A 21,514-nucleotide genomic window follows, 5' to 3' on the forward strand; every position below is an offset into this window, starting at 1 on the left:
CCCTTTGTTATAAGGGAGAGAGCTTTTTTTGTATATGAAATTATACATATGTTTTAAGTTTGAAAATCTAATAAAATCAAAAAGACAAATACATATTTATGGAGGAAAAGTTATGAAATTTACAAAGACAAATGATTTAAGAGATGCATATTTAAAATTTTTTGAAAGTAAGGATCATTTAAAATTAGAAAGTTTTTCTTTAGTTCCACAAAATGATAAAAGCTTATTGTTAATAAATGCTGGTATGGCTCCATTAAAGCCGTATTTTACTGGTTTACAAGAACCACCTAAGAAGAGAATTACTACTTGTCAAAAATGTGTTAGAACAGGTGATATTGATAATGTAGGAATAACAAGCAGACATGGTACATTCTTTGAAATGCTTGGAAATTTTTCATTTGGAGATTACTTTAAGAAAGAAATTATTCCATGGGCTTGGGAATTTTTAACTGGTATTTTAAAATTACCTAAAGAAAAATTGTATGTAACTATATATTTAGATGATGATGAAGCATATGAATATTGGACTACTCTTACTGATGTAGACAAATCTCATATATTTAGATTAGGTAAAGAAGATAATTTTTGGGAACATGGCGCAGGTCCTTGCGGTCCTTGTACAGAAATTCATTTTAGCAGAACTGATGAAGTACCAACGAATTCAGAAGAGTTTGTAGAACTTAGTGATGCAGATAAGATTATAGAAGTTTGGAATCTTGTATTCACTCAATTTGATGGTGATGGGAAAGGTAATTATGAAAAATTAGCTAGTACTAATATAGATACTGGAATGGGTCTTGAAAGACTTGCAGTTGTAATGCAAAACAAAAATAGCATATTTGAAATTGATACATTAGAAAATATATTAAAAGAAGTTGGAAATCTTGCAAGTGTTAAATATGGAGAAGACAATAAAATTGATGTGTCTTTAAGAATTATAACTGATCATATTAGATCAATAACTTTCATGATTTCAGATGACATTATGCCATCAAATGAAGGAAGAGGATATGTTTTAAGAAGATTACTTAGAAGAGCTGCAAGACATGGAAAAACTCTTGGTATTAAAGATGCATTCCTTTGTAACTTATGTGATGTAGTTATTAGAGATTGTAGTAGTGCGTATCCAGATTTAGAAGCGAAAAAAGAGTATATTAAAAAGGTTATAAAAATAGAAGAAGATAAGTTTAGAGAAACTTTAGATTCTGGTATGGAAATACTAAATAATCTTATAAGCGAATTAAAAGAAAACAATGAAAAAGTTTTAAAAGGTGCTGATGGATTTAAATTATATGACACCTTTGGATTCCCAATGGAACTTACAAAAGAAATATTAGAAGATGAAGGCTTATCTCTTGATGAGGACGGTTTCCATGAAGAAATGAAGGAACAAAGAGAAAGAGCTAGAAGTGCAAGAAAAACTTCTAATTATATGGGAACAGATGTAAAAACATTAGATATAATCTCAGGTGAAATTGAAACTACTTTTGATGGATATGAAAATGATAGCTTAATTGCTGAAGTTAAAACTTTAGTTAATGGAGAAGATTTTACAGATTCAATAACAGAAGGTAATAATGCTGTTGTAGTTACAGATGTTACTCCTTTCTATGCTGAAATGGGTGGCCAAATAGGAGATACAGGTATAATACACAATGAAAACTTTAAGGGCAAAGTTTTAGATACTAAGAAAAATATCGGTGGCAAGATAATTCATTTTGTTGAAGCTATAAGCGGAGAACTTAAAGTTGGAGATAAAGTAACATTAGAAGTTGATAATGCTAGAAGAGAAAATATAAAGAGAAATCATACAGCTACACATCTTTTAGATGCAGCATTAGTTAAAGTATTAGGTTCTCATGTTCATCAAGCAGGTTCATATGTTAGTGCTGATAGATTAAGATTTGACTTCTCTCATTTTGAAGGTGTAAAAGAAGAAGAATTATTAAAGGTGGAACAATTAGTAAATGAAGCTATAATGAGTGTTACACCTGTTAATACTACAGAAATGGACTTACAAGAAGCTAAAAATTCAGGAGCTGTAGGTATATTTGATGATAAATATGCTGAAAAAGTAAGAGTAGTATGTGCTGGAGAATATTCTAAAGAATTATGTGGGGGAACTCATATAGATAATACAGGTAAAATTGGATTATTTAAAATAATATCTGAAAATGGAATAGCAGCTGGAACAAGAAGAATAGAAGCTGTAACTGGAATGGAAGCATATAAATTAGTAAATGAAAAAGCTGAATTATTAAAACAAATTTCAGGAAAATTAAAATGTTCAGAAAAAGAAATTACAAGTAAATTAGATCAACAATCTAAAGAAATGAAAGAAAAAGAAAAAGAAATTACTAACTTAAAATCTAAATTTGCTTCAATGGAAATTAATGATATAATTAACTCAGCTAAAGATGTTAAAGGTATAAACGTAGTTACTTATGGATTAAAAGATGTTGATGGAGAAGCATTAAGAGGACTTTGTGAAAAAGTTAGAGATAAAGTTAATAATTCATTAACTTTACTTACAAGTTCAATAGATGGAAAAGTTGTAATATGTGCTATGGCTGATAAAGAAGCAGTATCAAAAGGAGCTCATTGTGGTAAAGTAATTAAAGAAGCAGCAACGATCCTTGGCGGAGGCGGTGGTGGAAGACCAGATATGGCCCAAGCTGGAGGTAAATTACCAGAAAAAATAAGTGAAGCACTTGATTCTGTTTATAAAATAGTTGAAACTTTAGTAAAGTAGTATACTTTTTAATAAATATAGGTTATAATAATATATAAGAATACTGTATATAATATAAATTTGTCATTAAGAATCATATTTCATTAATATGTGAATAAATGAATAATTTATAATAATTATGGTGATGCTATATATGGAAATAGTTTCTTTTTGATATATTGTAAGGGGGTGAGCTGCAAGAGCAGCAATCTTATGAGTAAAAATATTGAACATACAATGCAATTTGATTTAAACAAGACTAAGGAAGCTTTAACAAAAGCAATATTAACAGAGGTTTATGATTCACTACAACAAAAGGGTTATAATCCTATAAATCAACTAGTTGGATATTTAATTTCAGGAGACCCTACTTACATTACGAATTACAACGGAGCAAGAGCTTTAGTAAGAAAGCTTGAAAGAGATGAAATACTTGAAGAAGTTATAAAATCTTATTTAGAGATAAAGTAAAGAGTGCCCGTATTAGCGGGCGCTCTTATTTTTTAAGAGGTGCTTTAATTTGAGAATATTAGGTTTAGACTTAGGAAAAAAAACTATAGGAGTAGCTATATCTGATCCACTAGGCTTTACAGCACAAGGTATAACTACAATAAGAAGAGCAAATAAAGAAAAAGACATGGAAGAATTAAGAAAAATTTGTGATGAATATAAAGTAGAAACTATAGTTATAGGACTTCCTAAAAACATGAATGGAACAATAGGACCATCAGGAGAAATAGCTATGGAAATGGGCAAACTAGTAGAAGAAGCTTTAAATATAAAAGTAGAATTTTGGGATGAACGTTTAACAACAGTTGCAGCTCATAAAGCTATGCTTGAAGCAGATCTTTCAAGAAGTAAGAGAAAAAAGATAGTTGATAAGGTGGCATCAACATACATACTTCAAGGATATTTAGATAGAATATCTAAATAATATTGAAATTTATAACAGATTAATATAGACAAAGTTCTTGGTTTCATATAGAGTTATGATTAAAATATGAAAATTGAGAATGGATATCTTTAAGCATATAATTAATATACTTTAAAAGAGTAATAAATCTTGAACTTATAGAATTAAGAGTATTGTTTATATTAGTTATGTGAACAGAAAATATAAGAGTTATGGAAGGAGCATTTAAAATGCAAAAAGACGTAGAATATATAGAATTATTAGATGAACAAGGAGAACAAATTAAATTTAAGGTGATAACTTATTTCCAAATAGACGAAATAAATGGGGAATATGTTGTAGTGACTCCGGCAGAAAATGATGAATGTGATGAAGCATTTGTATTAAAAGTTATATCTGATGAAGATGGCAATGAAACTCTTGTTTCAATAGAAGATGAAAAAGAATTTGATTTAGTTGAAGAAGCATATAATCTTGTTATGTCAGAACAAGAGTAAAATTTTATAAATTAACTTATATTTTATAAAGTGAGGTGTTATTATGGAGCAATCAACTTCAATAGATATGAATGCCTTGAAAGAAGACTTAAAAAGAAAAGGGTATAAATTAACTGCGCAAAGAAGATCTATTGTTAATGCCATTATTGAGACAGAAGGAAAGCATTTAACAGCAGAAGAAATATATGATGAAGTTAAAAAAAGTTGTCCTGAAATAGGATTAGCAACTGTATATAGAACTATTATTCTTTTAGAGGAATTAGGTATAATATGCAGATTAGAATTGAATGACGGTTGTAGTAGATACGAGTTAGTTCACTCTAATGAAACTCATAGACATCATCATCTTGTATGTAATATATGTAATAAAGTCTTAGAAGTTGAAGATGATTTATTAGAGGATTTGGAAACACAAATAGAGACACAATACAAATTTAAAATATCTGATCATAGTGTTAAATTTTATGGATTATGTGAAGAGTGTCAAGAAAAAAATAAAAATGAATAAAAGAATTTCTTATAAATTAAGAAGTCTTTAATTATAAAATATTAAAAGAAGAAGGAGGGGAAACATGAAAAACGAAAGAGCTAAGGTTAAAATTATTCCTTTAGGTGGTATAAATGAAATCGGTAAGAACATCACAGCCATTGAATATAAAGAAGATATCGTAGTAATTGACTGTGGACTTAAATTCCCAGATGACGATATGTTTGGGATTGATATTGTTATTCCGGATGTTTCATACCTTATTAAAAACAAAGATAGAGTTAGAGGAATATTTTTAACACACGGGCATGAGGACCACATAGGTGCATTACCTTACGTTTTAAAACAACTTAATGTTCCTATTTATGGTACTAAACTTACTCTTGGAATCGTTGAAACAAAATTGAAAGAGCACGGTTTACTTTCAACTACAGAATTAGTTACAATAAAGCCAAGAGATACGATAAAGTTAAATAATGTTTCAGTAGAATTTATAAAAACCAATCACTCAATTGCAGATTCAGTAGCAATTGCAGTTCATACACCACTTGGAGCGGTACTTCATACGGGGGATTTTAAAATCGATTATACTCCAATTGATGGAGAAATAATGGATTTTGCAAGATTTGCAGAATTAGGTAAAAAAGGCGTTTTAGCAATGTTAGCAGATTCAACAAATGTTGAAAGACCAGGTTATACAATGTCAGAAAAAACAGTGGGTGAGAGTTTTATTAGGCTTTTTGATAATGCGAAAGGCAGAATTATAGTTGCTACATTTGCATCAAATGTTCATAGAATTCAACAAATCATAACAGCAGCACAAATTTATGGCAAAAAAGTTGCGGTATCTGGAAGAAGTATGGAAAATATAGTTCAAGTTGCAATAGAATTAGGATATTTAACTATAGAAAAAGATGTATTTGTATCTGTAGATCAAATATCAAAATATCCAAATGAAAAAATTGTTATAATAACAACAGGAAGCCAAGGAGAGCCAATGTCAGCATTAGCTAGAATGGCAGCATCTGAACATAAAAAGATAAATATAATTGAAGGTGATACTGTAATTATTTCAGCAACGCCAATTCCAGGTAATGAAAAACTAGTTTCTAAAGTTATTAATCAGTTATTTAAAAAAGGTGCTGAAGTAATATATGAGTCTTTAGAAAAAGTACATGTTTCTGGTCATGCTTGCCAAGAAGAATTAAAATTAATGCAAAGACTAGTAAAACCAAGATTCTTTATTCCAGTACATGGAGAATATAGACACTTAAAGCAACATGGAGAATTGGCTATAAGTCTTGGACTTTCAGAAAAAAATCTTTTAATACCTGAAAATGGTGATGTAATAGAAGTTACAAGAAAGAGCATTAAGAAAAGCTGTACTGTTTCAGCTGGGCAAGTATTTGTAGATGGATTAGGGGTAGGAGATGTTGGAAATATAGTATTAAGAGATAGAAAACATCTATCACAAGATGGTATATTGACTGTTGTAGTTACAATGGAAAGACATACTGCTAATGTAATTGCAGGTCCAGATATAATTTCAAGAGGATTTGTATATGTAAGAGAATCAGAAGGTCTTATGGATCAAGCAAAAGAACTTGTTAGAAAAGTTTTAAAAGATTGTGAAGAAAAGAATATTACTGATTGGGCTACATTGAAATCTAGAATGAGAGATGAATTAAGAGAACTTCTTTATGAAAAAACAAAAAGAAAACCAATGATTTTACCAATAATTATGGAAATTTAAAATTATTGGTAAAGAGTATCGTGTATAATTGAGTTGACTTTTGTAGAATAACAGTTTAAAATAAAAAACAGTGGTTATAGAAGATTGGATACTTTTTTGTATCCAATTTTCTTTTGGAGAAAAAAAGTTATAGGTTTACATAGAGTAAAAATTAAACTGTCCATACATTAAATAATTATTTTTGGAGGAATTTACATGGAACTAATAAAGAGAGAAGATATAAGAAATATAGCAATTATTGCTCACGTTGACCATGGTAAGACAACTTTAGTAGATGCCCTATTAAAGCAAAGCCATGTTTTTAGAAGTAATGAAAAAGTACAAGAAAGAGTAATGGATTCAAATGATTTAGAAAAAGAAAGAGGAATCACTATTCTTTCAAAAAATACAGCAGTACAATATAAGGATATTAAGATAAATATAGTAGATACTCCAGGACATGCGGATTTCGGTGGAGAAGTTGAACGTGTATTGAAAATGGTTGATTCGGTTTTATTAGTAGTAGATTCATATGAAGGTCCTATGCCTCAAACTAAGTTCGTTTTAAAGAAAGCTTTAGAATTAGGATTAAAACCAATAGTTGTAATAAATAAAATAGATAAACCAGATGCAAGACCAGAAGAAGTTATAGATGAAGTTTTTGATTTATTCTTAGAATTAGGAGCAAATGATGAACAATTAGACTTCCCAATTATATATGCATCAGCTAGAGAAGGTTTTGCTAGAAATAATGTTGAGGATACTAACAATGACATGATTCCTTTATTTGAAAAGATAATAGAACATGTTCAAGCACCAGAAGGTTACATAGACGAACCATTACAAATGTTAGTTACTACATTAGATACAAACGAATATGTTGGTAAAATTGCTATAGGTAAGATTCACAGAGGAAAAGTGAAGAAAAACCAAACAGTTGCCTTAGTAAAAATTGATGGAAGTACAGCAAATTATAAGATAACAAGTGTATTTACTTATGATGGATTAAAAAGAATAGAAGCAGATGAAGCAGCACTTGGAGATATAGTTGCAGTAAGTGGTGTTACTGATGCAAACATAGGAGAAACTATTGCAGATTCTCAAAATCCAGAAGCTTTACCATTTGTAAATATAGATGAGCCAACTCTTAGCATGAACTTTATGGTAAACAATTCACCTTTTGCAGGAAAAGAAGGAGAATTCGTTACATCAAGACATTTAAGAGATAGATTATTTAAAGAATTAGAAACGAACGTAAGTTTAAGAGTAACAGAACTTACACCAGATTGCTTTGAAGTTTCAGGTAGAGGAGAACTTCATCTTTCAGTACTTATTGAAACAATGAGAAGAGAAGGTTATGAATTCCAAGTTTCAAAAGCAAGTGTTATATTTAAAGAAGAAAATGGTCATAAAGAAGAACCGATGGAATATTTAACAATTGATGTTCCAGAAGAATTCATGGGACCAGTTATGGAAAAATTAGGACCAAGAAAAGCTGAAATGGTTAATATGACATCAGCTGTTAACGGATATACAAGATTAGAATTTATAGTTCCAGCAAGAGGATTAATTGGATTCAGAAATGAATTTATGACTGATACTAAGGGAAATGGTATAATGAACCATGTATTCCATAGCTATGATAGATATAAAGGTGAAATTCCAACTAGAAGTAGAGGATCTATAGTTTCATTTGGAGATGGAGAATCTATTGCTTATGGATTATTTAATGCTCAAGAAAGAGGACAATTATTTATAACATCAGGTCTTCCAGTATATGAAGGAATGGTTGTAGGTGTATCATCTAGAGCAGAGGATATAGATATTAATATCTGTAAAGGTAAAAAACTTACTAATACAAGATCTTCAGGTGCTGATGAAGCAGTAAAATTAATTCCACCATTAGAAATGAAGCTTGAACAATGTTTAGAATTCATAAATGATGATGAATTAGTAGAAGTTACACCAAAGAATATAAGAATGAGAAAAACTGTATTAGGTAGTTCTGAAAGAAAGAAATTAGTAAGCAGAAGTAAAAAATAATATAAGTTCTTATGTTTAAAATAATATAAAAAGATATTATAATAAAGTAAATGGTCTTATGACTATTTACTTTATTATATATTACGGAGGAACTTTATGAAGAAGCTTAAATCCTTTAAAAAGAACATCATATTAACTTTAAGTCTTTTTTTAATAGTTTTATGTGCTATATTATTATTTTCATATAAAAAGAGTATATCAAAACCTCTAAAGGGAAATGAAGATGTAATTTCTATAGAAGTTAGACATGGCGAAGGAATTTATTCAATATTGGATAGGTTAAATAGAGAAAATAAATTATCTAATAAGTATTTTATAAAACTTAATTTAATGTTTAATAAAAAAGACATGAATCTTCAAGAGGGGATATATGAAGTTAACTCTAATGTTAATTTGTCACAATTAATAAATACATTAAACAATCAAGAAGACAATAAAAATGTTAAGAAATTAGTAATTCCAGAAGGATATACAATAGATCAAATATCTTCTAAAATTGAAGAAGAAGGAATTTGTTCGAAAGAAGATTTTATAAATGCAATAAAGAGTTATAAATTACCAAGTTTTATAAAAGAAGATTCTAATAAGAGATACAATTTAGAGGGGTTCTTATATCCAGATACATATTTTATTAAAAATGGTTCTAATGCAGAATCAGTAGTTGACTTAATGTTTAATAGATTTTTAGAAGTATTAGTAGAAATTGAAAATGAAGATGGAATTGACATAAAAGACAATGAAATTGAAAAATTAATAACTATTGCGTCAATGATAGAAAAAGAAGCTAGATATGATTATGATAGAGATTTAATTTCTTCTGTTGTTTATAATAGATTAAAAGACAATATGAAATTGCAATTAGATGCCACAGTAATATATGGACTTGGTTATCATGTAGATGTAGTATTAAATAAGCATTTGGAAGTTAACTCCTTATATAATACATATAAATATGTTGGCTTACCAATAGGACCAATAGCAAATCCAGGTAAGGCATCTATAAGAGCTACATTATTTCCTAAAGAAACAAATTATTTGTTTTATATATTAAAAGAAGATGGATATCATTATTTTACTGATAGTTATGATGATTTTTTAAAGAAAAAAGAAGAATTGGGATATTAGTTTAGTATGGAGGATTTAAATGAGTAAAATTACATATGATTATATGGAAGATTATATAAGAGGTTTAATTCCTGATAGAAAAGGAATATTAAAAGAAATAGAAGATTTTGCAAAAGAAAATGCTGTTCCTATAGTTCAAAAAGAAACAGGGGTATTTTTAGAGTTTATGGTAAATATGAAAAAACCACTTAGAATTTTAGAACTTGGTACAGCTATAGGTTTTTCATCTATATTAATGTATGAAGCTGCAAAAACTAATCCAGAAATTATAACAATTGAGAGAGATGAAAAAATGATAGAATTTGCTAAATTAAATTTGAAAAAGTTTAATTTAGAAGATAAGATAAAAATAGAACAAGGCGATTGTCTTGAAGTTTTAGAAAAATTAGAAGAACCTTTTGATTTAATATTTATGGATGCAGGTAAAGGTCACTATAATCATTTTCTTCCACATTGTTTAAGATTGTTAAAACAAGATGGGATTATTATAGCTGATAATGTTTTATTTAGAGGTATGGTAGCTTCTAATGAGCTTGTTAAAAGAAGAAAGATAACTATAGTTAAAAGAATGAGAACATATTTAGACATGGTTACTAGTGATGAAAAGCTAATAACAACAGTAATACCTATGGGAGATGGTATTGCAGTGACAAAAAGGAGGTAATTTAAAATGAGAAAACCAGAAATTTTAGCACCAGCTGGAAATTTAGAAAAATTAAAAATTGCAATAGATTTTGGAGCAGATGCTGTATATTTAGGTGGAGGAAAACTAAATTTAAGGGCGTTTTCAAATAATTTTACTAATGAAGAAATGGCAGAAGGAATAAAGTATTGTCACGAAAGAGGTAAAAAAGTATATGTTACTTTAAATGTTTTCGCAAGAAATCAGGATTTAAAGGGTGCAGGAGAATATATTAAAAGCTTATATGATTTAGGTGTGGATGCAATTATTGTAGCAGATCCATCATTAATTGCTATAGCAAAAGAAGCTGCTCCAGATCTTGAACTACATTTAAGTACTCAAGCAAATACTGTTAACTGGGTAGCAACTAAGTTTTGGCATGATTTAGGAGTAAAGAGAGTTGTATTAGCAAGGGAATTAACTTTTAATGAAATAAAAACAATAACATCTAATATTCCAGAGGATTGTGATATAGAAGCATTTGTGCATGGTTCAATGTGTATAGCGTATTCAGGAAGATGTTTAATATCTAATTATATGCTTGGAAGAGATTCTAATAAAGGAGTATGTTCAAATGCATGTAGATATAAATATCATCTTATGGAAGAAACAAGACCAGGTGAATATTATCCAGTAGTTGAAGATGAAAATGGTACATATATAATGAACTCTAAAGATTTATGTATGATTAATTATATACCAGAACTTGTACAAAGTGGAATATACTCATTTAAAATAGAAGGTAGAATGAAAAGTGAATTTTATGTAGCTTCTGTTGTAAAAGCATATAGAGAGGCACTAGATGCTTATTGGGAAGATCCAGAAAATTATAAATTTAAAGAAGAGTGGATGGATACATTAAATAAAATAAGCCATAGAAAATATCATACTGGTTTCTTCTTAGGTAGAATGGGTGAACAAAATTATGAAGAATCATCTTATGTAAGAGACTATGATATTGTAGGTATGGTTAAAGAATATGATCCTGAAACTAAAATAGCTACAATACTACAAAAAAATAGAGTATTTGAAAATGATGAAGTAGAGATATTAAGACCGCATACACCATATTTTAAAGTTAAACTTTTAGATATGTTTGATGCAGAAAAAAATGTTAAAACTGATGTTGCCAATAGAGCACATATGATATTTAAAGTGAAAGTTGAAAAACCATTACAAAAAAATGATATGTTAGTAAAATCTAATAAAGTACTTTCATTATAAAATAAATAAAATATTTTACTTTTGAATAAAACACCTTATCTAAGGCTAAAATTTAAGCTGAAGAGAGGTGTTTTTTATTTTTACTGATAAATATAGCATAAAGAAGAGATTGCTAAAGATTCTGGCTTTTTTTATTACACTAATAATAGTGTTGAGTATGAGATTGTATATGTTACAGGTACATCCATCAGAAAAAGTACAGGTATCTTATCAAAATCATCAAATGGAAAATATAAGTAATATAAAATACATGATTTTAGATACTAATGGAAAAGATTTGATGAAGTATAATAAAAAATATGTTTTAGTTGTTGATATTAAGCCTTTTAGTTTGAATAATTATGAGGAGACACTAGAGGATTTAATGGCTTTAAATTTTATAATGAAATCTGAAAATCCTGATTTTAATTATGCAGAAATAATGAAATCACAAGGAAAGATTTATTATAATATTTCAGAAGAAACTTATAATAAAATAAATAAACTTCAAAATATAAAAGGAATTTACACATATATCTTTGATGAAGTAGATACAAAAAAAGCATGGAGTGTTAGTAGCTTTTTAGCTAATATATTAGATGAAAATCAAGTTGAAGGATCTTTGCAAGAAAATCTTCAAGGATACCTAAAAAATAATGATTTGCCTAAAAAAAATTTTTATTTAGATAATAAGTCTGTATATGCTAAAGAAGTAGTTAATATAAATGATGATAATAATAATTTGAAATTAACTATTGATAAAGATATGGAAGATAAAATAAGAAGTATACTTGAAAAAGAAGAATATAAGTATTTAAAAAATGTTGGAGTAAGTATCATAGAAAGTGATACTGGAAAGATAAGAGCTTTAGTACAAAAAGATGAAAGTGAAGCTAATATAAACTTGGGTATCCAAGAAATTGGGTATGAACCAGGATCAATATATAAAATAATTACATTGGCCTCTGCATTAGAAATGGGTTTGGTAAATGTAAATGATACATTCAATTGTAGTGGAAATATATGTAGGGAAGGTCATGGAAGATTAACAGTCAAAAATTCATTAGTAAGATCTTGTAATGATATATTTGCTAAAATTGGTTCTTTAGTAGGATATGATAAGTTGATGGAATATTCTAAAGAACAAGGTTTGTATAATAGAGTTTTAAACTTAGAAGGAGAAAATAAAAATGAAACTTGTGGAATAAAACCTAAAGAAGATGCAGGAATGAACAATATATCAATAGGTCAATGTATGAATGTTTCGCCAGTTCAAATGTTAGGGGCTGTAAATACTGTAGTGAACAATGGAATATATGTAAAGCCGTATATTGTAGAAAGTATTTTAGATAAAAATGATAATGTAGTAAAAGAATTTAAAAGTGATGAGAAAAAAATTTATAGTGAAATAACATCAAGACTTGTTAAAGATGGAATGAAAGAGGTTGTAGTAAGAGGTACAGGAATAAAAGCATATATAGCAGATTTAGATATAGGCGGAAAAACAGGTTCAGCTACAGCTAGTGATGGAAATACACATGGATGGTTTTCAGGGTATTTTAAATTTAATAACAAAACATATACTATGGTAGTATTTATACCGAATATAGAACTACAAAATTTAGCAACTAATGTGGAACTTGGTGGAGGAGACACGGCTGCTCCCATATTTAAAGATATAGTTAAAACATTAAATAATAAATAAATATAATAAAATAGAAATGAATAAGCAACTTTTTTAATTTCTAAACATATTATAGTATCAAGCACTGTTATGGAGGAAAAAGGTGTTTGTATTAAATGGTTTCATAGAATTGATATGTAATTCTCTATTTTTAACAGGATATATAAGTAGCGGAAATACATTTCCCAACCCGCTTAATGAAAGTGAAGAGGAAGAATACTTAAAAAGACTTAAAGATGGAGATAAGACAGCCAAGGGTGTTTTAGTTGAAAGAAACTTAAGATTGGTAGCACATATAGTAAAGAAATATTCTTTTCCTAATAAAGATGTAGATGAATTAATCTCTATTGGAACTGTTGGATTAATTAAAGCGATTGATTCGTTTGATTCTAGTAAGGGTACTAGACTTGCTACTTATGCCTCTAGGTGCATAGAAAATGAAATCTTAATGTTGTTTAGAAATAATAAAAAACAAAAAAGTGAAGTATATCTGCAAGATCCTATTGGAGTAGATAAGGAAGGAAATGAAATTTGTCTTATCGATATATTAAGTAGTGATAGTGATTCGGTTTTAGAAAAAGTAGAGAATAACCTACAGATCAAAGACCTATATAAAAAAATTAAAGATTCTTTAACTAAAAGAGAAAGTACAATACTTATAATGAGATATGGATTGATAGATGGAAACAGAAAAACTCAAAGGGAGATAGCAGGGATGTTAGGAATTTCTCGTTCTTATGTATCTAGAATAGAAAAAAAAGCTTTAAAAAAACTAAAAAAAGAATTATTTGGTAAAATTTAAAGTCAAAATAAGGTGTAGCTAAAAAGCGCACCTTATTTTAATATAAAAAACTATTAATTATATTGAAAAATATGATAATCTTATTATAGGAAGATTATTTTTAGAATAAATTAAAAAAGGTTTTATTTTTTAAAAATATATTTTAATATTTAATGGGGGATGAGTATGTCAAATATCGACAAAATGATAAAAAGCATTGATTTAAATAATGTTTCTGATATTCATATTTCTTCTGGGTTACCTCCAATGATTAGAATAGATGGTAATTTAAAAAGTGCTAGTAACTTAGTAATTAATCATGAAACAGTAGCTCAATACATTAGAGAACTAGCACCAGAAAGATTTGAAGAATTTTTAGAAGAAGGGGATATTGATTTTAAGTATCAACCTGAAGGTATGGGGAATTTTAGAGGTAATGCATATAAGTGTAAAGGGAATTATTCTATTTGTTTAAGAGTGATAAAACAACGTATACCTAAAATTAGTGATATAACAAATGCACAAATACTAAAAGATTTTACAAAACTGAATGATGGATTAGTATTAGTAACAGGTCCTACAGGATCAGGTAAAAGTACAACACTCGCGGCCATGATAAATGAAATTAATAACACAAAAGAGAAACATATAATTACATTAGAAGATCCTATTGAGTATATCTATGATAATAATAAATCAATAATAAATCAAAGAGAAGTTGGTCAAGATACTAAGAGCTATGTTATGGGACTAAGAGCTGCATTAAGGCAAGATCCAGATGTTATATTAATTGGAGAAATGAGAGATACTGAAACAATAGAAGTGGCATTAAGAGCAGCTCAAACAGGTCATTTGGTATTTTCAACACTTCATACAATGGGAGCTGCTAATAGTATTTATAGAATAATTAACTCTTTTGATAATAAAGAACAAAATGAAATTAAAGTACAACTTTCTTCGTTGTTGAGAGGAGTTGTATCACAAATTTTATTACCTAATGCTACAGGTGTTGGAAGAACTGCAGCACTAGAAATTATGACATGCACTACTAGTATAAAGAATTTAATAAGAGAGGGAAATTATGAGCAGATCAATAGTTTTATTCAAATGGGGTCTAAGTATGGAATGCAAACTATTGATATGGATTTGAAAAGATTGGTTAATGAAAATATAATAGTTAAAGAAGAGTATATAAAATGGAAATCAAACAATAATTAAAATTAACAAAGTAATAAAAAGGAATTTTAATTGTTATGTTGAATATAAATAGGAAACAGTATACTTTTCTGCAAGGAGGTAAGAAATAAAATAATGCAAGAAGAAATAATTGCATCAATAGACTTTGGAAGTAAGAAGCTATCAGCTTCTCTTGCAGCAAAAAAAGATGAAGAGGATATGCAAATACTTGGTGTTAAGTATTGTAAATCTAAAGGAATTGAAAAAGGAATAATTAAAGATGTTGACAAGTGTCGAGAAGTTTTAAAAACTCTTTTAAAAGATTTAGAAGATAAAAGTGGTAGGAAGATAAAAAATATTTCAGCAGGGATATCAACAAGAAATATTAGAATAACTGAAGTCACTGTTTCTATTTCATTAATAGAGGGGATCGCTAAAAAAGAAGATATAAATGAAGCATTAAAAAAGGCTAGAAACGCTACTTCTATTAGTGACAATGAAATTCTAATTGATACGTTGATTAATTTTTATATCTTGGATGGAAAAGTTTTACATAGAGATATATTAAATTGGCGAGGTAATAAATTAGATATAAATTTAACTTTAATAATAGGATTAAAAGATGAAATTACTAAATATTATGAGATTTTTAAAGGCACTAATTACAATCTATCTAATATAAAGTTAAATATATTGTGTGGTAAACAGATATTTTTAACTGAGGATGATGTAGGAGATAAAGTTTTAGTAGATATAGGTGCAGGCAATATAGATATGGCTATATTTAGTAATGGAATTCCTAAATACATTGGTAGTATACCTTTAGGCGGAAGTAATATTTCTAAAGATTTGGCAATTTGTGGAGAGCTTTCATTTTCGGAAGCTGAGAATATAAAAATAATTTATTCTAGTAATTATGAAACTTTGTATAAAGATAATAAAATAGCGGACGAAATAGAAGTTGGAACATTAAAGATATCAAAATCATTATTTTATGAAGTTATTAATGCTAGAATTGAAGAAATACTAAATTATATTAATAGAGAGTTAAAAAACACTGGTCATTATGATAGAATTTGTAGTATAATTCTATATGGTAGTGGATTAAATTATTTTGAGAATATAAGCAATTTCGTTAATGATATTTTGAAAATTCCAGCTACAGTTATAACAAAAGATGATTTAGGGATAAAAAATCCTGAGAATATAACATCTTTAGCTGTGGTCAAGGAAGTTTATGATAATTTAGATTTAATTTCATATGAGTATAAAAATTCACAGAAGGTTAATGATATTGTTATAAGTAAAAATGAAAAAGAAAAAATAGAAAACAAAGCAAGTAAGAGTGTTTTAAAGAAAGTCAGAGATTTTTTAGAGGGAATTTTCTAAAGGAGGAGTTATTTTGTTAGATTTTGATGGGGATATTCAAGAATTAACTAATATAAAAGTAATAGGCTGCGGAGGTGGCGGTAGTAATGCTGTAAATCGAATGATAGTTGAAGGGTTAAAAAATGTAGAATTTATAGCAATTAATACAGATAAACAAGCATTAATGCTTTCACATGCAGATCAAAAAATTCAAATTGGAGAAAAGTTAACAAAAGGCTTAGGTGCTGGAGCTAACCCTGAAATAGGGAAAAAAGCAGCAGAAGAAAGTAAAGAAGAAATTTCAGCTGCAATAAAAGGTGCTAATATGGTATTTATAACTGCAGGAATGGGTGGCGGAACTGGAACTGGTGCTGCTCCGATAGTTGCAGAAATAGCTAAGTCTATGGAAATATTAACTGTAGGTGTAGTTACAAAGCCTTTCCCATTTGAAGGTAAGAGAAGAATGAGACATGCAGAAATGGGTATAGAAACATTAAAACAAAAAGTAGATACATTGGTTATTATTCCAAATGAAAGACTACTTAGAATGGCAGATAAGAAGACTACATTATTAGATTCATTTAAATTAGCTGATGATGTGTTAAGACAAGGTGTACAGGCAATTTCTGACCTAATTACTATTACTGGTGTAATTAATGCGGACTTTGCAGATATAAAGGCAGTTATGCTTAATAAAGGATTAGCTCATATGGGGGTCGGTTTTGGAAGTGGAGATAATAGAACTCAAGATGCAGTTCATCAAGCAATTTCATCTCCATTATTAGAAACATCAATTGAAGGTGCAACAGATGTTATAATAAACTTCACAGGTGGAGTTGATTTAGGTGCATTAGAAGTTTACGATGCAGCTGATGTTGTGCGTGAAGCAGTAGATCCTGATGCTAATATAATCGTTGGTGCAGTAATTGATGAAACACTTAATGAGGAGATTAGAATTACTGTTATAGCTACAGGATTTGAAGTTCCTAACAATAATATTGCTCCTTCAGAAGTGATAAATAAGGTTACTCAAACTCAAAGAGAAGAGGTACCACAGCCTAAGGCTCCTACACCAGAAGTTGCAGCGACAGTGGAACAACCTAAACAAGAAAGTAATTTTGATGATGATGATCTATTAGATATACCTGTTTTCTTAAGAAGAACTAAAAAGCATTAATACTTAGTATTTTATGAATTTATATATAAGAAAAGCATGCGAGATTAATTAATCTTGCATGCTTTTTTCTTTATACAAATTTTATTGTTTTAATACATGTTATTACTTTTTATAAAGTAATTTATCTATGTTATACAATTAAAGATAGTAATTGATTAAATATAAAAGTATTATTGATTATTAAAAACTAAATGTAAATATATGTAAAAAGTTATGTTCTAAAAATGGCAATATCGTATGCTATTGTGACAAATTTTTAATTAATATAAGTCTATAATAAAACTCAATAGGGGGATTCGTATGGAGGTATATATAGATATTTTAATTTTAGAAAATTTTATAATTAATTTATTTCTTATGATACTAACAATGAAAATACTAAAGTATAAAGTTAAAGATATTCTATTAATATGTTCAGGATTTATAGGAGCATTGTATACGATTGTACTATTATTTCCTGAATTGAATGTGTTAACTTCATTTCCTTGTAGAATAATAATCTTATATATAATGATTAGGATAAGCTATGGTAAAAAAGGTTTTATTAATACAATTAAAGCAATGTGTGTATTTTTATTATTAACATTTACATTAAGTGGATTATGTTTTTTATTTTCACTAAATCAAAATGAATATTTGTTAGGAGAAAGTTTTGAAATAAGCAAGTACTCAATGAAGTATTTGCTATTAGGTGGAATGATAATATATATGTTTTGTAATAGATTAATAGAATATATTAAAAACAAATTAATGGTGAATAATTTTAAGTTTAGTATACAGTTTAAGGTATCTGACAATATGTATGATATAAAAGGTTTCTTAGATACTGGTAATGAACTAAGAGAGCCTGTTAGCAATCTTCCATGTATTTTAATAGAAAAGGATCTTATAAGTACAATTGATTTTAATTGTAAGGATGTCTATTACATACCTTATAGTGCAATTGGGTATGGAGGTAATTTAAAAGGAATAAAGGTAGAATCTATAAAAATAAAAGGTGAAAAATTTTATAATGAAGTGGACGCTATCATATGTCCTTGTAATGAGAAGTTAAGTAAAGAAAATGATTTTAATGCATTGTTATCAAGAGGAGTAATATAAAAGGGGTGTATTATGAGAAGAATGATTTTATTTTTAAATAAGTTATTATCTAGATTTAAATTATTTAGAAGAAAGCTATATTATGTAGGTGGTAGCGATGCACTTCCACCACCATTATCAAAAGATGAAGAAGAAACCTTAGTGAATAATCTTATGCATGGAGACGAAAGTATAAGAAGTATCTTAATAGAAAGAAATTTAAGACTAGTTGTTTATATAGCAAGAAAGTTTGAAAATACAGGTGTTCATGTAGAAGATTTAATTTCAGTAGGAACTATTGGATTAATAAAAGCAGTAAATACTTTTAATCCAGAAAAAAAGATTAAATTAGCAACATATGCATCTAGATGTATAGAAAATGAAATTCTAATGTATTTAAGGAGAAATAGTAAAATAAAAGCAGAAATTTCATTTTACGAACCTTTAAATATAGATTGGGATGGAAATGAATTATTGTTATCAGATATTTTAGGTACTGAAAATGATGAGGTATACAATTTAATTGAAGATGAAGTTGACAAGCAATTATTGTTAATGGCACTTAAAATTTTAAATGATAGAGAAAAAGAAATTGTAAGACTTAGATTTGGGCTAAATGGGACACGAGAAAAAACTCAAAAGGAAGTTGCGGATATGCTTGGAATATCTCAATCTTACATTTCAAGATTAGAAAAAAAAATAATTAGAAGACTAAAAAAAGAAATAAGCAAAATGATTTAGCTTGTCTTTAGTATAAAAGTATTATCTATCGGAGATAATCTTTAATGCAGCAGATTATTACTTCCGAAAGGGTTGGTACTTATGATTATTAATAAGGTGGAAATATGTGGAGTAAATACTTCTAAACTTCCAATGCTTAAAGAAAAAGAAAAGAAACAACTTCTTTTAGCATTAAAAAAAGGAGATTTAAGTGCTAGAGAAACCTTTATAAAAGGCAACCTAAGATTAGTACTTAGTGTTATTCAAAGATTTAATAATAGAGGAGAAAACGTTGATGATTTATTTCAAGTAGGATGTATTGGTTTGATGAAATCAATAGATAATTTTGATTTATCACAAAATGTTAAGTTTTCAACCTATGCAGTACCTATGATAATAGGAGAAATTAGAAGATATTTAAGAGACAATAATTCTATAAGAGTTAGTAGATCATTAAGAGATATTGCATATAAGGCATTAATAGTAAGAGATAAATTTATAAAGGACAATAATAAAGAGCCAACAATATCTCAAATTGCAAAAGAACTAGAACTACCAAGAGAAGAAGTTGTATTTGCGTTAGATGCAATACAAGATCCGGTATCTTTATTTGAACCAATCTATCATGATGGTGGAGATGCAATATTTGTTATGGATCAAATAAGTGATTCGAAAAATACAGATGAAAGTTGGCTTGAAAATATATCCATAAAGGAAGCTATGAAAAAGCTAACAGATAGAGAAAAATTGATTTTAAATTTAAGATTTTTTAGGGGAAGAACGCAAATGGAAGTTGCAGATGAAATTGGCATTTCTCAAGCACAAGTGTCTAGGCTGGAAAAAACAGCTTTAAAGCATATGAGAAAACATGTTTAAAATTAATCCATATGGTATAATAAAAACTGATATTTAACAAATATCAGTTTTTATTATATAAGTAATTAAGTAAAGTTATCATACATATAAATATATAGAATAAATAAAATTTTTAGTTTCACTTGCTGTTTGCTTTGTATTTAAAGCAAATTAAATACAAAATTTATGTATTTAAATACTCATTTGAAACTTATAAATTAGAATTCATTAGCAGGCAAATGTTGTATTTAGTGTTATACAAGAAAGAGTATTACAAATCAGTGTTAATGTATAAAAGTATTTTTTATAGGTAGGGGGATAACTATGGAAGCAGAAATGTATTCACTTAATGCCATGAGATCTATGGAAATAATAGATATATCTACAGGGCGTAAACTTGGTTTTATAAAAGATTTTAAAGTTGATTGTGATGAAAATAAAATAACTTCATTAATTTTACCAAGTACAACTATGAAATCGTGGTTTTTAAAAGATGATGAAATAGAAATTAAGTGGAATGATATAGTAAAAGTTGGAGTTGATGTTATATTAGTTAAATCAAATAATATTCCAGAGTATGATTCTAATAATGGGTAGTAATCAGAACAAAAACTATATATAATAAATTTATAAATACTTTTTACTAAAGTAAAAGAGGTGATTAAAGTGAAATGTCCATTTTGTAATTTTGAAGAAAGCAAAGTTGTTGATTCCAGAGCAACAGATGATAATACTACAATTAGAAGACGAAGAGAGTGCTTAAATTGTAATAAGAGATATACTACGTATGAGAAAATAGAGGATTTTCCTGTTTTAGTTGTTAAAAAAGATTTAACTAGGGAAAACTTTAATAAAGAAAAAATTATTAATGGTCTTATTATTGCTTGTCAAAAAAGACCTGTTTCAAGAAAACAAATAGAAGATATAGCTTATGAAATAGAAAAATCAATTTCTAATAGAATGGTTACTGAAGTTGCATCTAAAGATATAGGTGAAATGGTTATGGATAAACTTAAACAAGTTGATGAAATATCATATGTTAGATTTGCATCGGTCTATAGACAATTTAAGGATATAAATACTTTCTTAGAAGAAATTAAGAATCTCGTAGTTAATTAAAATTAAAATTAAAATAGTTATTTAAAAAGGATTTTGAATATGTTAGATTTAACTTTCAAATCCTTTTTATATATTAATATATATAATAGTATGTTATATATATGTTATAGAGACGTTAAAAGTTAGTTAATACAATTAATA

Annotated in this window: 20 protein-coding genes and 1 other annotated feature (1 of these 21 running past the window's edge); all 20 genes read left to right on the top strand. The window is 27.9% G+C overall.

Going from position 1 to position 21,514, the window contains the following annotated elements; all coding sequences use genetic code 11:
- Positions 1-7 (top strand) — a binding site (T-box leader) (it extends 175 nt beyond the left edge of the window).
- A 105-nt stretch (positions 8-112) separates the two neighbouring features.
- The 20 genes from alaS (at position 113) to nrdR (ending at position 21,373) form a co-directional block, all read left to right on the top strand.
- Positions 113-2,752 carry an alanine--tRNA ligase gene (gene alaS / locus RGC78_RS05040; RefSeq protein WP_252226767.1) on the top strand — a complete coding sequence of 880 codons (2,640 nt, stop codon included), beginning with the start codon at positions 113-115 and terminating at the stop codon, positions 2,750-2,752.
- Between the two features lie 192 nt (positions 2,753-2,944).
- On the top strand, positions 2,945-3,202 hold the full coding sequence (locus tag RGC78_RS05045) for an IreB family regulatory phosphoprotein (protein WP_003372947.1): 258 nt from the start codon (positions 2,945-2,947) through the stop codon (positions 3,200-3,202).
- Between the two features lie 49 nt (positions 3,203-3,251).
- Positions 3,252-3,665, top strand: a complete 414-nt coding sequence (gene ruvX, locus RGC78_RS05050) for a Holliday junction resolvase RuvX (protein WP_003373859.1) — start codon at positions 3,252-3,254, stop codon at positions 3,663-3,665.
- A gap of 209 nt (positions 3,666-3,874) precedes the next feature.
- The gene (locus RGC78_RS05055) at positions 3,875-4,141 is read left to right on the top strand and encodes a DUF1292 domain-containing protein (RefSeq protein ID WP_252212952.1); all 267 of its coding nucleotides are present in this window, start codon (positions 3,875-3,877) and stop codon (positions 4,139-4,141) included.
- 43 nt (positions 4,142-4,184) lie between these two features.
- The gene (locus RGC78_RS05060) at positions 4,185-4,649 is read left to right on the top strand and encodes a Fur family transcriptional regulator (RefSeq protein WP_252212950.1); all 465 of its coding nucleotides are present in this window, start codon (positions 4,185-4,187) and stop codon (positions 4,647-4,649) included.
- A gap of 64 nt (positions 4,650-4,713) precedes the next feature.
- Positions 4,714-6,381 (top strand): ribonuclease J, encoded by a 1,668-nt coding sequence (locus RGC78_RS05065; RefSeq protein ID WP_252212948.1) that lies wholly within the window; start codon positions 4,714-4,716, stop codon positions 6,379-6,381.
- A gap of 195 nt (positions 6,382-6,576) precedes the next feature.
- A complete protein-coding gene (gene typA, locus RGC78_RS05070; protein WP_252212946.1) occupies positions 6,577-8,403 on the top strand; it encodes a translational GTPase TypA in 1,827 nt (608 codons plus the stop codon).
- 96 nt (positions 8,404-8,499) lie between these two features.
- Positions 8,500-9,528 (top strand): endolytic transglycosylase MltG, encoded by a 1,029-nt coding sequence (gene mltG / locus RGC78_RS05075; RefSeq protein WP_252212944.1) that lies wholly within the window; start codon positions 8,500-8,502, stop codon positions 9,526-9,528.
- Between the two features lie 19 nt (positions 9,529-9,547).
- A complete protein-coding gene (locus tag RGC78_RS05080) occupies positions 9,548-10,192 on the top strand; it encodes an O-methyltransferase (RefSeq protein ID WP_252212942.1) in 645 nt (214 codons plus the stop codon).
- A 6-nt stretch (positions 10,193-10,198) separates the two neighbouring features.
- Positions 10,199-11,434, top strand: a complete 1,236-nt coding sequence (locus RGC78_RS05085; protein ID WP_252212940.1) for a peptidase U32 family protein — start codon at positions 10,199-10,201, stop codon at positions 11,432-11,434.
- Between the two features lie 169 nt (positions 11,435-11,603).
- Positions 11,604-13,118: a penicillin-binding transpeptidase domain-containing protein gene (locus RGC78_RS05090; RefSeq protein ID WP_252213069.1), complete on the top strand. Its 1,515-nt coding sequence runs from the start codon at positions 11,604-11,606 to the stop codon at positions 13,116-13,118.
- An 82-nt stretch (positions 13,119-13,200) separates the two neighbouring features.
- Complete coding sequence (gene sigK / locus RGC78_RS05095) at positions 13,201-13,899, top strand: RNA polymerase sporulation sigma factor SigK (RefSeq protein ID WP_252212938.1); 699 nt, start codon at positions 13,201-13,203, stop codon at positions 13,897-13,899.
- 165 nt (positions 13,900-14,064) lie between these two features.
- Positions 14,065-15,096 carry a type IV pilus twitching motility protein PilT gene (locus tag RGC78_RS05100; RefSeq protein WP_252212936.1) on the top strand — a complete coding sequence of 344 codons (1,032 nt, stop codon included), beginning with the start codon at positions 14,065-14,067 and terminating at the stop codon, positions 15,094-15,096.
- A 93-nt stretch (positions 15,097-15,189) separates the two neighbouring features.
- On the top strand, positions 15,190-16,443 hold the full coding sequence (locus RGC78_RS05105; protein ID WP_309556175.1) for a cell division protein FtsA: 1,254 nt from the start codon (positions 15,190-15,192) through the stop codon (positions 16,441-16,443).
- A 13-nt stretch (positions 16,444-16,456) separates the two neighbouring features.
- Positions 16,457-17,599: a cell division protein FtsZ gene (gene ftsZ, locus RGC78_RS05110; protein WP_252212932.1), complete on the top strand. Its 1,143-nt coding sequence runs from the start codon at positions 16,457-16,459 to the stop codon at positions 17,597-17,599.
- Positions 17,600-17,899: 300 nt separating this feature from the next.
- Positions 17,900-18,700: a sigma-E processing peptidase SpoIIGA gene (locus tag RGC78_RS05115; RefSeq protein WP_252212930.1), complete on the top strand. Its 801-nt coding sequence runs from the start codon at positions 17,900-17,902 to the stop codon at positions 18,698-18,700.
- A 12-nt stretch (positions 18,701-18,712) separates the two neighbouring features.
- Entirely contained in the window at positions 18,713-19,420 is a 708-nt protein-coding gene (gene sigE / locus RGC78_RS05120; protein WP_252212928.1) for an RNA polymerase sporulation sigma factor SigE, read from the top strand.
- Between the two features lie 81 nt (positions 19,421-19,501).
- On the top strand, positions 19,502-20,275 hold the full coding sequence (gene sigG, locus RGC78_RS05125; RefSeq protein ID WP_012425713.1) for an RNA polymerase sporulation sigma factor SigG: 774 nt from the start codon (positions 19,502-19,504) through the stop codon (positions 20,273-20,275).
- A 303-nt stretch (positions 20,276-20,578) separates the two neighbouring features.
- Positions 20,579-20,851 (top strand): YlmC/YmxH family sporulation protein, encoded by a 273-nt coding sequence (locus RGC78_RS05130; protein ID WP_012424744.1) that lies wholly within the window; start codon positions 20,579-20,581, stop codon positions 20,849-20,851.
- 69 nt (positions 20,852-20,920) lie between these two features.
- Entirely contained in the window at positions 20,921-21,373 is a 453-nt protein-coding gene (gene nrdR, locus RGC78_RS05135) for a transcriptional regulator NrdR (RefSeq protein WP_252212927.1), read from the top strand.
- Positions 21,374-21,514: the final 141 nt, after the last annotated feature.

Origin of the sequence: Clostridium aquiflavi (genome assembly GCF_031344075.1) — a bacterium.
Classification (GTDB): Bacteria; Bacillota; Clostridia; order Clostridiales; family Clostridiaceae; genus Clostridium; species Clostridium aquiflavi.